General features: G+C 63.5%; 12 protein-coding genes. 7 read left to right on the plus strand and 5 right to left on the minus strand.

Annotated features, from left to right (window positions below):
- The first annotated feature begins 58 nt into the window (after positions 1 to 58).
- From NKI63_RS15355 to NKI63_RS15365, 3 genes are all read left to right on the plus strand, one after another.
- Positions 59 to 691: a LysE family translocator gene (locus NKI63_RS15355; protein ID WP_352506727.1), complete on the plus strand. Its 633-nt coding sequence runs from the start codon at positions 59 to 61 to the stop codon at positions 689 to 691.
- Between the two features lie 139 nt (positions 692 to 830).
- A complete protein-coding gene (rfaE1, locus tag NKI63_RS15360) occupies positions 831 to 2,309 on the plus strand; it encodes a D-glycero-beta-D-manno-heptose-7-phosphate kinase (protein ID WP_352506728.1) in 1,479 nt (492 codons plus the stop codon).
- A gap of 7 nt (positions 2,310 to 2,316) precedes the next feature.
- Positions 2,317 to 2,892, plus strand: a complete 576-nt coding sequence (locus tag NKI63_RS15365) for a D-sedoheptulose-7-phosphate isomerase (RefSeq protein WP_254819255.1) — start codon at positions 2,317 to 2,319, stop codon at positions 2,890 to 2,892.
- Positions 2,893 to 3,162: 270 nt separating this feature from the next.
- On the opposite strand, the gene NKI63_RS15370 is transcribed toward NKI63_RS15365, so the two are convergent.
- Positions 3,163 to 3,639: an Lrp/AsnC family transcriptional regulator gene (locus NKI63_RS15370; RefSeq protein ID WP_023678347.1), complete on the minus strand. Its 477-nt coding sequence runs from the start codon at positions 3,637 to 3,639 to the stop codon at positions 3,163 to 3,165.
- Positions 3,640 to 3,893: 254 nt separating this feature from the next.
- On the opposite strand from NKI63_RS15370, the gene trxB reads away from it, so the two are divergent.
- Positions 3,894 to 4,868, plus strand: coding sequence for a thioredoxin-disulfide reductase (gene trxB / locus NKI63_RS15375; RefSeq protein ID WP_254819256.1), 975 nt, complete (start codon positions 3,894 to 3,896; stop codon positions 4,866 to 4,868).
- A gap of 97 nt (positions 4,869 to 4,965) precedes the next feature.
- Complete coding sequence (locus NKI63_RS15380; protein WP_023719100.1) at positions 4,966 to 5,862, plus strand: LysR family transcriptional regulator; 897 nt, start codon at positions 4,966 to 4,968, stop codon at positions 5,860 to 5,862.
- Positions 5,863 to 6,118: 256 nt separating this feature from the next.
- On the opposite strand, the gene NKI63_RS15385 is transcribed toward NKI63_RS15380, so the two are convergent.
- From NKI63_RS15385 to NKI63_RS15395, 3 genes are all read right to left on the minus strand, one after another.
- Positions 6,119 to 6,616, minus strand: a complete 498-nt coding sequence (locus NKI63_RS15385; RefSeq protein WP_352506730.1) for a methyltransferase family protein — start codon at positions 6,614 to 6,616, stop codon at positions 6,119 to 6,121.
- Positions 6,617 to 7,456: 840 nt separating this feature from the next.
- Complete coding sequence (locus tag NKI63_RS15390) at positions 7,457 to 9,508, minus strand: elongation factor G (protein ID WP_352506731.1); 2,052 nt, start codon at positions 9,506 to 9,508, stop codon at positions 7,457 to 7,459.
- A 163-nt stretch (positions 9,509 to 9,671) separates the two neighbouring features.
- Entirely contained in the window at positions 9,672 to 10,538 is an 867-nt protein-coding gene (locus tag NKI63_RS15395) for an alpha/beta fold hydrolase (protein ID WP_352477851.1), read from the minus strand.
- A 146-nt stretch (positions 10,539 to 10,684) separates the two neighbouring features.
- Here NKI63_RS15395 and NKI63_RS15400 point away from each other — a divergent pair, with 146 nt between their 5' ends.
- Positions 10,685 to 11,281: a methyltransferase family protein gene (locus NKI63_RS15400; protein WP_352687802.1), complete on the plus strand. Its 597-nt coding sequence runs from the start codon at positions 10,685 to 10,687 to the stop codon at positions 11,279 to 11,281.
- Between the two features lie 30 nt (positions 11,282 to 11,311).
- Entirely contained in the window at positions 11,312 to 11,707 is a 396-nt protein-coding gene (locus tag NKI63_RS15405; protein ID WP_352506734.1) for a (R)-mandelonitrile lyase, read from the plus strand.
- Positions 11,708 to 11,713: 6 nt separating this feature from the next.
- On the opposite strand, the gene NKI63_RS15410 is transcribed toward NKI63_RS15405, so the two are convergent.
- Positions 11,714 to 12,916, minus strand: coding sequence for a pyridoxal phosphate-dependent aminotransferase (locus tag NKI63_RS15410; RefSeq protein WP_352506735.1), 1,203 nt, complete (start codon positions 12,914 to 12,916; stop codon positions 11,714 to 11,716).
- Positions 12,917 to 12,918: the final 2 nt, after the last annotated feature.

Genomic DNA, 12,918 nt, shown 5'->3' on the forward strand with positions numbered 1-12,918 from the left:
CGCCGCAAACGTCACGTTTCAGTCGGCCTGCCGGCCAACCGGCGACAGGAGCAAGGTAATGCCGTCAACCGAACTGCTTGTCGCCTTTTTCGCCACCACGGCGATCTTCGCCTATATCCCCGGCCCCGCCATGCTCTATGCCGCTGCGCAAACCATGGCGCGCGGCCGCTGGTCCGGCCTGATGGCGGCGCTCGGCATCCATCTTGGCGGCTACGTTCATGTCTTCGTCGCCGCTGTCGGCCTGTCGGTGCTGTTCCATGCCGTGCCGGTGCTTTACATGGCGGTCAAGCTGGTCGGTGCGCTGTATCTGATCTGGCTCGGTGTTTCGCTGTTTCGCGCCAAGGCGCAAAGCGACGTTGTCTTGCCGGGAATTCAGCCGAAATCCGCCCGCCGCGCCTTTTTCGAGAGCGTTGCCGTCGAGGTGCTCAACCCCAAGACGGCGATTTTCTTCATGGCGTTCCTGCCACAATTCATCGATGCCTCAGCAGCGTTTCCGGTCTGGCTGCAGTTCGTCGTGCTTGGAACGATCGTCAATTTGATGTTCTCGTCGGCCGACATTGTTTGCGTGGTGCTGGCCGGCGCAGTGATCGCCAGGCTAAGGCAGTCGAGCCGGGCGCAGCGCCTGATGCGGCGCGCCGGCGGTGCGGTGCTTGTCGGACTGGGCGTGCATGTCGCGTTGCAGAAAAGCTGACGCATTGCCTCGCCACCGCGATCGGTCGAAGGCCTGCCGTTGCGTCGGCTGAAATTGCGGTATATCGGCATCGCCATGAACGGCCGGCCCTGCCAATCGAATTCCCCGTCACCGAAAATCGGCCCTCCCGCGCGTTAACATGATCAAGCTGCCCTCTCCTGAACCACTTCACCGCGCCATTTCGCGCTTCGGCAGCGCCACCGTGCTGGTGGTCGGCGATTTCATACTCGACCGTTTCGTTAACGGCGTGATCGAGCGCATTTCGCCGGAAGCGCCGATCCCCGTGCTGCACGGGCGCGGCGAAACGCTGGCGATGGGCGGCGCCGGCAATGTCGTCGCCAATATCGTTTCGCTCGGCGCTGCCGTCATACCGGTCTCGGTGATCGGCGCCGACGAGGCCGGCAAGAACCTCATGCGCATGCTCGGCGAATTTGGCGTCGACACCGGTGGGCTGGCACAGGATGCCGATCGCATGACGTCGTCCAAAAGCCGCTTCAGCGCGCTCAACCAGCAGGTGCTGCGTTTCGACGAAGAGGAAATCAAGCCGCTGGGCGATGCCGAGCACGCGACATTGGTCGGGCATTTTCGCGAAGCGCTGGTGCGCGCCGACATCGTCATCCTGTCCGACTATGGCAAGGGCGTGCTGCTCGACGGCGTCGCCGGTGAGCTGATCTCGATCTGCCGGGAAGCGGGCAAGCCGGTGCTGGTCGACCCGAAGGGTAGGGATTATGCGCGTTATGCCGGCGCGACGGCAATCACGCCCAACCGCAAGGAACTCGGCGAGGCGGTCGGCCGCGCAGTGTTTGCCGATGACCAGATCGAGGCGGCGGCGCGCAAGCTGATTTCGGCGCACGGTTTCGATTTCGTCGTCGCGACGCGCAGCGAAAAGGGCATGAGCGTCGTCGGTGCGGACGACGCCCGCCATATCGCCACGCAGGCGCGCGAAGTGTTCGACGTTTCGGGCGCCGGCGACACGGTAATCGCGACCTTCGCGCTGGCTCTTGCAGCAGGGGCTGATCGTGTGATGGCCGGATCGATCGCCAACGCCGCCGGCGGCGTCGTCGTCGGCAAGCGCGGCACCGCGCGGCTGACGATCGAGGAACTCACCGGTGCGCTGTTTCGCTCGCATGGTCCGGTCGCCCACAAGGATGCGATCCTCGATGCCGCCGCCGCAGCACGGCTGGTGGCTGCGTGGAAGGACGAGGGCTTGAGCGTCGGCTTCACCAATGGCTGTTTCGATATCCTGCATGCCGGCCATGTCAGCCTGTTGCATGCGGCGCGCAGCCAGTGCGACCGGCTGGTGCTCGGCCTCAACAGCGATGCCTCGGTGCGCCGGCTGAAAGGGCCGGGACGCCCGGTCAACGACCAGCATGACCGGGCCTGCGTGCTTGCAGCACTTGCCTCGGTCGACGCCGTCGTCATCTTCGAGGAGGATACGCCGCTTTCACTGATCGAGGCGCTGAGCCCCGACATACTGGTCAAGGGCGCTGACTATACGGTCGATCAGGTGGTTGGCGCCGATGTCGTGCAGAAGGCCGGGGGGCGCGTCGTGCTGGTCGATCTCGTCGCCGGCAAGAGCACGACCGGCACCATCGGCAGACTGCGCGCCGGGAACTGAGGGTTTCATGTCCGAACTGAACGATTACCTGGCCCGCTCGGCGGCCGCGATTTCGGCGATGATCGAGCGCGACCTGACCAGCGAGATGGAGCGGGCGGTCAGCGCCGTCGTCGCCGCGCTTTCGCAGGGCAAGGCGCTGCTGATAGCCGGCAATGGTGGTTCGGCCAGCGACGCCATCCATATCGCCGGCGAGCTGGTCGGCCGCTTCCTCAGGGAGCGCAAGGCCTACAACGTCATCGCGCTGCCGGCCAACGCGGCGGTGCTGACCGCCTGGGGCAATGATTACGGCTTCGACACGGTGTTTGCGCGCCAGGTCGAGGCGCATGGTTCGGCAGGCGCCGTGCTGCTCGCCATCTCGACCAGCGGCAATTCGCCAAGCATCCTCGCCGCCGCCCAGCAAGCGCGCATGATGGGCATGACGGTGGTCAGCCTGACCGGCGACACCGGCGGCAAGCTGAAGCCGCTCTCCGACATCCTGCTCAACGTACCCTCGACCTCGACGCCGATCATCCAGCAGGGGCATTTGTGCCTTTACCACCATCTCTGCGAACTGGTCGAAACGCGCCTCTGCGACGCAGGGTGATTGCGCCAGGCCAGTAGAGGCCGTCAATTGTCAACGAGGAGAAGTAGCCGCAACGCTGGCGACCCCTCCCCCGTCCTTCACGGGGAGGGCAAGGTGAGGGCAGCGCCAGTCTGTAGCGATTATTATTTGACGCATAGCCACATTTTGTTCTTGCTTTGTGCCGGCAGCTATGCTACTAATTTAACTGTGGTGATGATTCCCACCGACGATCCGCCCGCCGAGGCGGGTTTTTTGTTTCCGGATTTTGTTTCTCCGGCGCTTTGCCTGGTCTCAAGCCGAAAACGCCACCAGCCCTTCGTCCTTGACCCGGCGGATGGTCAGCGCGGTTCGCACCGTGTCGACATTTGGGGCCGAGGCCAGTTCCTCGATGACGAAGGTCTGGAAGGTGCCGAGATCGCTCGCCACGCAATGCAGCAGGAAATCGGATTCGCCCGACACCATCCAGGCATCGCGCACGATCGGCCAGCCGCGGGTGCGCTCGGCGAAGGTCTTGAGCTCGGCATCAGCCTGGTGATGCAGGCCGATCAGGCAGAAGGCGACGACGTCGAGGCCGAGTGCCGGAGCGTTGAGCAGGGCACGGTAGCCGCGGATGATGCCGGCTTCTTCCAGCCGCCGGACGCGGCGCAGGCACGGCGGCGCCGAAATGCCGACGCGGCTCGACAGTTCGACATTGGTCATGCGTCCGTCCTGCTGAAGCTCGCGCAGGATCTTCCAGTCGATGGCATCGAGATCGGCCTTGATCGGCATGGCGGCTTCCGTGGTGACGCGAAAGAATCTTTCGCGACTTTGTAGTTAAACGACTTTGCTGTCTATTCCATCCGCTGGATCGAGGATTTTCGCATCATCTCGCTGCGGTTGCTTGTCGCCGTCGCCGGTGCCGAAGCTTTCCGGGGACGAACGGCAACTTGCCTTGCTGGCGTCGCAGGCAACACTTACATTACGCGCAACAATCGACGAGAGTTTATGCCACAATCCATGGCTGCTCCCCGCAGAGGCTTTTCATGATCACCAAGCACGCGCCTGTTCTCATCATCGGCTCCGGCCCCGCCGGCTATACAGCGGCAATCTATGCCGCCCGCGCCATGCTCAAGCCAATGCTGGTCGCCGGCCTGCAGCAGGGCGGGCAACTGATGATCACCACCGACGTCGAAAACTATCCGGGCTTCGCCGAACCGATCCAGGGTCCATGGCTGATGAGCGAAATGCTCAGGCAGGCCGAGCATGTCGGCACCGACATCGTCAACGACATCATCACCGAGGTCGACCTGAACGTGCGGCCGTTCCGCGCCAAGGGCGATTCCGGCACGATCTATACCGCCGACGCGCTGATCATCGCCACCGGCGCGCAGGCGAAATGGCTGGGCATTCCGAGCGAACAGACCTTCATGGGTTTTGGCGTCTCCGCCTGCGCCACCTGCGACGGCTTCTTCTATCGCGGCAAGGATGTCGCGGTGATCGGCGGCGGCAATTCGGCTGTGGAGGAAGCGCTCTATCTCTCCAACCTGGCCAAGAGCGTCACCGTTATCCACAGGCGCAGCGATTTCCGCGCCGAGCGCATCCTGCGCGAGCGGCTGCTGCAGAAAGACAATGTCCGCATCATCTGGGACACGGTGGTCGACGAGATCACCGGCAGGCCCGGCAAGGCGCCGCTGCCGCCGTCGGTCGAAGGGCTGAAGCTGCGCAACGTGGTGACCGGGCAGGAGATGCATCTGGTGGTCGACGGCGTGTTCGTGGCGATCGGCCACGCGCCGGCGGTCGAGCTGTTTGCCGGCAAGCTGAAGCAGAAGCCGAACGGCTATCTGTGGACGGCGCCGGATTCGACCCGCACCGATATGCCGGGTGTGTTCGCCGCCGGCGATGTGACCGACGACATCTACCGCCAGGCGGTGACGGCGGCCGGTCTCGGCTGCATGGCCGCGCTCGAGGCGGAAAAATATTTGGCGGGGATCGAGGTTCACCGCGAAGCGGCGGAGTGATTGTTGAACAAGCGGCTGAGACAAGCCGCGCAAAAGCCTGATTTTTCATTCAGACGCCAAAACAGGCGGACGCCAGAAAACAGGACGAGGGGAAATCATGGCGTTGGATTGGGACAAGCTACGCGTGTTTCACGCCGCGGCGGAAGCGGGGTCGTTCACCCATGCCGCGGAAACACTGCATTTGTCGCAATCGGCGATCTCGCGGCAGGTCAGCGCGCTCGAGCATGACGTCGGCGTGCCGCTGTTCAATCGCCATGCCCGCGGCCTGGTGCTGACCGAGCAGGGCGAGATGCTGTTCCGCACGGCACACGACGTGCTGATGAAGCTCGAAACCATCAAATCACGATTGACCGAAACCAAGGACCGGCCCTCCGGCGTGCTCAGGGTGACGACCACGGTCGGCCTCGGCGCCGGCTGGCTGACCGAGCGCGTGCAGGAATTCATCGAGCTCTATCCCGAGGTCAGCCTGCAGCTCATCCTGGCCAATGAGGAGCTCGATCTCACCATGCGCCAGGCCGACTGCGCCATCAGGCTGCGCCAGCCGCAGCAGCCGGACCTCATCCAGCGCCGCCTGTTCACCGTGCATTTCCATCTCTACGCGGCGCCCTCCTATGTGAACAAATACGGCAAGCCGAATTCGATCGCCGAGCTGAAGGCCCATCGCATCGTCACCTTCGGCGTGCCGGTGCCGGCGCATCTGTCGGAACTGAACTGGCTGGAGACGGTCGGCGATTTCGAAGGTGGGCAAAGGGTGCCGACGCTGCAGATCAACGACATTCTGTCGATCAAGCGAGCGGTGCAGGGCGGCGCCGGCATCGCCATGCTGCCGGATTATGTGGTCAGCAAGGATTCCGGGCTGGTGCAGTTGTTGCCCGAAACCGAAGTGCCGTCCTTCGATACCTATTTCGCCTATCCCGACGCGATGAAGAACCAGGCGAAGCTGCATGTCTTCCGCGATTTCATCATCGCCAAGGCGCGCAGCTGGTCGTTTTAGTTACCAGTGCCGCTCGTCGACTTCTGAGCAACGTCGGGCGATGGCGAAGGCTTCGGCGAATTCGTCCTTCTTCCCGTCACTATACGTGGAGAAGATGGCGGCAGCCAGAGAAGGGGCAGCGCCAGCCTTCGTCGCACTTGCCCTTCGATGGGCAGTCCTGATGCCCCCCCATCGCCCTGCCGGGCACTTCTCCCCGTATGGTGACGGGGAGAAAGGAGCTGTCTCACCGGTTTCGCCAATTGTCGGCGTCCAGAAATTAGCCGCGCCAAGGCGTCAGCCGGGGCAGCCAGCCTGGTACGGCCCGGCGGTAGGCTTCGTATTCGGCGCCGTAGCGGCGGGCAAGCGTCGGTTCCTCATATAGTTTTACGAAGGAGATCATGGCGGCCGCGGCGATGACTAGATAGGCGGCGACCGTCCCGCTCGAAAACAGCAGTGCCTGGCCGAGGACGATCGACAGCACGGCGACGTACATCGGGTTGCGGACATGGCGATAGATGCCGCCGACGACCAGCCTCCCGGTCGGCGCGACCGGGGCTGGCGTACCCAGGCCCTCCAGAGCAAAACGGGCAAAGGCGTGCAGCAGCACGATTGTGCCGGCCACAATCAGCAGCCAGCCCACAGGAACGAAACCGAGCAGTCTCGACCAGGGCAGGCGATAGCGATCGGTCAGCAGCCAAGGCAGCAGTCCGGCGACCACGCCGGGCGCTGCCGCAAGGAAGATGACGCTGCCGGCGATCGCCGAAGTGGCTCGCATATAGCTCTCCTTACGGGTGCGGCCTTGAACGGTCTCCTGCAAAGCGCTTCAGGTCTTGTCCGGCATGTAACCCAAACCGCTACACCCTCAGGTCAAGCTCGATGGCGGGCTTTTTGGGCGGCATGCACCAGCAAGGTCTGGCTGCCGAAAAAACAAACGCGTGCTGCACGATTCCACGTCATTCTGCGTTTTTCGACTTTCCGAGCAGGAATCGCTGCTGATTCGCGGCTGCGGATCGATTTTTGCCTTGCCGCACGCTGTATTTCAGCGATTCAACTGGTCCTATTGCGCTTCGGGACGGATTAGACCACAGCCGGCGCCTTTTTGCATGTGAGTGTTGCAAAATAGATGCTTGTTTCTTGGGCATGAAGAGCACATATATAGATCATCTCCTGAGCGCGTTCTCCTCCCATTAGCGCTCTCGAGTGTTCCCCTCTGGAGGTTAGCCTTAACAGGCACTTCCAATCAAACTCAGCCGGGTCTTCATTGATCCGGCTTTTTTGTTGCCCGAAACCAACACTTCGCCGGAAAATCGGCCGGAACTGGCGCGTAACAGTGACATGTAACCTCGGGTAACATGCGTTGGCACGCCAAATCGGGTAAGCAGAGCATAGGACGCGGTGTGGCTCGTCCGGGGGATGGGGGCATCACTCGGACGACCCGGGCTCAGGCAGCTACCGCGTCCGAACCATCCTCCGCCGCCAGACACCGGCGGCAAGCATGCGGCGGACCTGCCGTTTCGCCTCCCACGAAGTCGGTCCGCAACGAAACGGCGCCCGAATGATCCGGGCGCCGTTTCCTTGTTTGCTTCCTTGTGTTCTGGCCGCCGCAAGCTGCTGTTCAGGCGGCCTTGCCGTTGGCGTTCAGCGCTTCGTCGGCCAACCGCCCGGTGAGTTCGGCCATGTGGTCGAAGACGGCCCGATAGCTGGCGACACCAGCCGTGGCCGAGCGCAGCTCGATGATGAGGTCGCCGATCTCGGCCTGCGGCATGGTCGCCTCGACCACGTCCCATCCCGGCCAGTCGGGCCGCGCGTCGTAGCCGAGGATCTGGCCGCGCCGCTGCGGGATCAGCGCGATGATCTTCGACGTCGCATCCGACGGCGTGACGATCTCGACCTTCATCACCGGTTCGAGCAGCACCGGCGAGCAGGCGGCCATGCCTTCCTTCATCGCCAGCTTCGCCGCCATCTGGAAGGCCATGTCGGAGGAATCCACCGCATGGTAGGAGCCGTCGGAAAGGTTGACGGCAACATCGACGACCGGAAAGCCGAGCGGGCCGGATTTCAGGTAATCGCGCACGCCGGTCTCGACCGACTGGATGTACGTCTTCGGCACGACGCCGCCGGTGATCGTATCGGTGAACTGGAAACCTGACCCGCGCGGCAGCGGCTTGATCTCCAGCACTACGTCGCCGAACTGGCCGTGGCCGCCCGATTGTTTCTTGTGGCGGCCGCGCTGCTGCGTCGCTTTTCGGATCGTCTCCCGATAGGGCACGGCCGGCACATGGCCTTCAACCGGGATCTGGTTCTTGCCTTCCAGCCGCTCGCGCACGACGCGCACATGCATCTCGCCATGACCGGACAGCACGGTTTCGGCTGAATCCTGGTTGTGATGCAGACTGAGCGAGGGATCTTCCTCGGCCAGGCGCTGGATGGCCGCCGACATCTTGACCTCGTCCTTGCGCTCTTTCGGCCGCAGCGCGAAGGCGAAGACCGGTTGCGGCGGGGTCAGCGTGACCAGCGGCTTGATGCCGCCCTTGGTCGAGCTCAGCGTCTGGCCGGTCCTGACGGCGTCCAGCTTGCCGAGCGCCACCGTGTCGCCGGCCTTGGCCGACGTCAGCTTGACCTGGTCCTTGCCGAGCATCTTGTAGATGCCGGAGACCTTTGCCGTCTCGCCGCTGGGAAGGAACAGCTCGGCGGCGTCGGCGACCTGACCGGACAGGATGCGCGAGACCGACAGCTTGCCGCCATGCGCGGTGTGGATGGTCTTCATCACCTGGACCACGGTGGCATTGCCGTCGGGAGCGCCGAGACGCTGGCGCGTCGCCGCGATATCGGGTGCGTCGTGACGGATCGCCTTCAACAGGCGCAGCACACCGTTGCCCTTCTCGGCGGTGCCGATCAGCACCGGGGTCACCGTGCCGTCGCGCAGATCCGCGGCGAGGTCATCGAAGATCGCGTCCTTTGGCGGTTCGATCTCGTCCAGCAATTGCTCCATCAGGCGGTCGTCATGGTCGGCGAGCGTCTCCAGCATGGAAAAGCGCGCCTCGAGCTCGCGCGCCTTGTCGTCGCTCGGGATCTGGGCGACCTCGCTCTCGGCATATTCGCGATAGATGTAGGCACGCTCCAGAGCGAGGTCGATCGAGCCGATGACGACGCCGTCCTTGCGCAGCGGGATCTGGCGCAGCAGCAATGGCACCGTGCTTGCCGGCTGCAGCATCTTCAGCGTGTCGCGCACGCCTGATATCGCCTTGTCGACCTTGTTCAGGAACAGCATACGCGGCACGCCGAGATCGTCGAGCTTGCGCATGATCAGCTGCAGGGCAGGGATCTTCTTCTCGTCAGCCTCGGCGACGACCACGGCGACGTCGCAGGCAGCCAGCACCGGCTCGGCTTCGAAGGAGAATTCGATGGAGCCGGGACAATCGACGAAGGTGAACGGCTCGCCCATGAAATCGGTGGTGGCGAAGGTCGCCTCGACACTCATGCCGTGAGCGCGCGCTTCGGGCGAATGATCGGAAACGGTATTTCCGGACGAAACGGGATTCTGGCGGGGAATGGCGCCTGTACGGGCGAGTATGGCTTCGAGAAGTGTCGTCTTACCGCTTGCAAAGGGACCGACTATGGCAATGCATTTCGGTCCCGTGCGTCGTCCTCCGGCGCGAGTACCCATGGCTGACCTCCACTCAGGCGTTTCCCTGTGAGCGGCGGCCGGCCTGTCGGCCGTCGCGGGCGAGGCTTTTTTCAATTTGCCACCTACCCAAAGGGCATCGTCCCACGGGCAGGCCGGGAGGGCAAGGGATTTGAGGTTGAAGGGATTTGAAGTTGGGGCCGGTTCAGCCGGTGCCGGTTCGGCGCGACGCCAGTGGCGTTGCGTCGACGCGCTGTACTGCCACCGTCTCGGCAAAGCGCGCGAGCAACGGGTTGAACAGGTCCGCACGCTCCCAAAAAGGCGCATGCCCGGCACCGGGAATGATGTGGCAATGCTCCCACAGCGAGCCGCAGGCGAGCGTTTCAAAATAACCGAGCCGGACGAACGGATCGTTCTCGCCATTGACGATAGCGACCGGAAACGCGGCTTGCTCGACCACTTGTCTCTGGTCGGCGCCCTTGCCGGTGAGCATGCCGCGCGTCACCGCGGCGCGCAGCCGGCCGTCGGTGCGCAGGATGGTTTTGCGAAAGGACGGGTCGGCGGTATCGCCGAAGCAGAGCGTTTCGAAGCGCTCGGCATCGCGTTCGGAATACGTCTTTTTTGACGCCAGCAGCATGTCCCAATGCGCGTGGAAGCCGCGCAGCATGCCGAAAGGGCCCTTCGATACCGGCGGCGCGCCGGTCAGCATCAGCCCGCCGACGGCGCGGTGAAAACTCGCGAGCTCGATTGCCACGTGCCCGCCAAGAGACCAGCCGAAGACAACGGCGCGACCGATGCCCAAGGCATCGAGGAGCTGAGCCGCCGATTGGGCAAGGCCGGCGATGGTATAGTCCGTCGCCGGATCGCGGGCGTCCGACGATTCGCCATGGCCGGGCAGGTCGAAAGCAATCAGCCGATGGGCGGCGGCCAACGGGCTGTCGAACTGGCGGGCGAATACGGTGCGCGAACTGCCCGAGCCGTGGATCAGGACAAGCGGGATGCCGGGTCCCGACGACTGGCTGAGGCGCAAATCCGCTTGCGGCGTGCGGATCGTGCGGTGGGAAACGGCCATATCCGGTTGGACCTTCGAATTGTCTCGAGGTCAACATCGCATGCTGAGGTCACCATGTTGTTTAGAACGGTGGTTAAGAAATGATTTCTCGGTTTCTGCCGGCTATGATGGCCGAATCCACCACAGCTAACCCCCGGAGCCTGATGATGGAATCCACGCTCGACCTTCTCCTCTCGATCAGCAGCATCGCGACGCTCGGCCAATATGCCTGGTCGATGCGCGGGCATTTCCAGTCGCCGAGCATGTCTCAAGGCGCCATGATCATTTCGGCCGTCGTGGTCGGCACGGCGCTGTTCTTTCTGGCGCTGCTGTGGATCGAGCGGCAACCGGTTGCAGCGAAGATCGGCGGGTTTGCCGTCGAACTGGCAAGCTCGGCGCTGTTCTGGTGGGCGATCTCGGTTTCGCGCAAGGCGCGGCTGCGTTTCGCGTTTGATCCGGACAATCCCGACAGCCTGGTGACCGAAGGCCCTTATAGCCATGTCCGTCATCCGTTCTACACATCCTACATCATCTTCTGGATCGGATGGGGTATCGCGACCTGGTCGGTGTGGGCGGTCGTGCCGGTCGCCGGCATCGTTGCGATCTATGTGATCGCGGCCTTGGACGAAGAGCGAAAATTTTCACGTACAAGGTTGGCCGGTGCCTACCAGGCCTATAGCGGACGTGCCGGCCTGTTCTGGCCGCGTTTTGCCCGCAGCCGGCAGGAGATGCAGCCGGCATCGGACGAAAGTGGTAGTCTCTAAGACACTGGATTGGATCGAGGATTTGCGACGATGAAGATTATTGGCTGTGGCAGCGTGCCGACGATTGTTGCGCCGGAAAAATACTTCACTGGCCGGGTTTTGCAGACGCCGATCATCGAGAAGGAGGCACCGGCGCGGCTACGCGCCACACTGGTCAGTTTCGAGCCCGGCGCCCGGACCCACTGGCATACGCATCCGCTCGGCCAGACGCTCTACGTCACGTCCGGTGCCGGTCTCGCGCAAAGCTGGGGCGGGCCGATCCAGGAGATCAGGGCCGGCGACGTCGTCTCCTTTGCGCCCGGCGAAAAGCACTGGCACGGCGCCGCGCCGAAATCGGCGATGACGCACATCGCCATGCAGGAGGCGCTGGAGGGCGTGCATGCCGACTGGCTGGAGAAGGTCAGCGACGAGCAGTATGGCGGCTGAAACGTCTCAGACCAGCGCGGCGGTGAAGCGCTGGATGCGCGTGCAGGCTTCTTCGAGCAGAGCCTCCGACGTGGCGTAGGAGATGCGGAAGTTCGGGCCGAGGCCAAAGGCCGAGCCGAAAACAACCGCCACGCCCTCGGCCTCGAGCAGTTCCGAGCAAAAGGTTTCGTCACTGTCGATCACCTTGCCGCTCTTGGTCGTCTTGCCGATCAGCTGGGCACAGGAGGGATAGACGTAGAACGCACCCTCCGGCGATGGGCAGGTGATGCCGCGTGCCTGGTTGAGCATCGAGACGACGAGATCGCGCCGGCCTTGGAAGATCGCCTTGTTCTTCGGGATGAAATCCTGCGGCCCGTTCAGCGCTTCGACCGCCGCCCATTGGGCGATGGTGCAGGCGCCGGAGGTCTGCTGGCCCTGGATCATGTCCATCGCCTTGATCAGCGGCACCGGGCCTGCTGCATAGCCGATGCGCCAGCCGGTCATGGCATAGGCTTTCGACACGCCGTTCATGGTCAGCGTGCGCTCATAGAGCTTAGGCTCGACGTCGGCGATGGTCTTGAAGACGAAGTCGCCATAGGTCAGGTGCTCGTACATGTCGTCGGTCAGCACCCAGACGTGGGGATGCTTCAACAGTACGTCGGCCAGGCTCTTGAGCTCCGCTTCGGTATAGGCGGCGCCCGAGGGGTTCGACGGCGAGTTCATCAACAGCCATTTGGTGCGCGGCGCGATCGCCTTTTCCAGCACGGCCGCCGTCAGCTTGAAGCCGTTGTCGATCGAGGTGTCGGCAAAAGTCGAGGTGCCGCCGCAGATCGCCACCATTTCGGGATAGCTCACCCAGTAAGGCCGCGGGATGATCACCTCGTCGCCGGGGTTCAGCGTCGCCATGAAGGCGTTGAACAGGATCTGCTTGCCGCCGGTGCCGACGATGGTCTGCTCCGGCCGGTAGTCAAGATTGTTCTCGCGCTTGAATTTTTTCGCGATCGCCTCGCGCAGCGGCACGATGCCGGAGACCGGCGGATATTTAGTTTCGCCGCGGCGGATGGCCTCGATCGCGGCGCTCTTGATGTTGTCGGGGGTGTCGAAGTCCGGCTCGCCGGCGCCCAGCCCGATCACGTCGCGGCCGGCGTTTTTCAGCTCGCGCGCCTTCTGCGTCACCGCGATGGTCGCGGAAGGCTTTACGCGGGAAAGGGCGTCGGCAAGAAAGGCCATGA

Source organism: Mesorhizobium sp. M0410 (assembly GCF_040321435.1).
Taxonomy (GTDB): Bacteria; Pseudomonadota; Alphaproteobacteria; order Rhizobiales; family Rhizobiaceae; genus Mesorhizobium.

Excerpts from the sequence above, each read along its gene's own strand:
- NKI63_RS15355 (WP_352506727.1), top strand. The coding sequence starts at position 59 with ATGCCGTCAACCGAACTGCTTGTCGCCTTTTTCGCCACCACGGCGATC.
- rfaE1 (WP_352506728.1), top strand. The coding sequence starts at position 831 with ATGATCAAGCTGCCCTCTCCTGAACCACTTCACCGCGCCATTTCGCGC.
- NKI63_RS15365 (WP_254819255.1), top strand. The coding sequence starts at position 2,317 with ATGTCCGAACTGAACGATTACCTGGCCCGCTCGGCGGCCGCGATTTCG.
- NKI63_RS15370 (WP_023678347.1), bottom strand. The coding sequence starts at position 3,639 with ATGCCGATCAAGGCCGATCTCGATGCCATCGACTGGAAGATCCTGCGC.
- trxB (WP_254819256.1), top strand. The coding sequence starts at position 3,894 with ATGATCACCAAGCACGCGCCTGTTCTCATCATCGGCTCCGGCCCCGCC.
- NKI63_RS15380 (WP_023719100.1), top strand. The coding sequence starts at position 4,966 with ATGGCGTTGGATTGGGACAAGCTACGCGTGTTTCACGCCGCGGCGGAA.
- NKI63_RS15385 (WP_352506730.1), bottom strand. The coding sequence starts at position 6,616 with ATGCGAGCCACTTCGGCGATCGCCGGCAGCGTCATCTTCCTTGCGGCA.
- NKI63_RS15390 (WP_352506731.1), bottom strand. The coding sequence starts at position 9,508 with ATGGGTACTCGCGCCGGAGGACGACGCACGGGACCGAAATGCATTGCC.
- NKI63_RS15395 (WP_352477851.1), bottom strand. The coding sequence starts at position 10,538 with ATGGCCGTTTCCCACCGCACGATCCGCACGCCGCAAGCGGATTTGCGC.
- NKI63_RS15400 (WP_352687802.1), top strand. The coding sequence starts at position 10,685 with ATGGAATCCACGCTCGACCTTCTCCTCTCGATCAGCAGCATCGCGACG.
- NKI63_RS15405 (WP_352506734.1), top strand. The coding sequence starts at position 11,312 with ATGAAGATTATTGGCTGTGGCAGCGTGCCGACGATTGTTGCGCCGGAA.
- NKI63_RS15410 (WP_352506735.1), bottom strand. The coding sequence starts at position 12,916 with ATGGCCTTTCTTGCCGACGCCCTTTCCCGCGTAAAGCCTTCCGCGACC.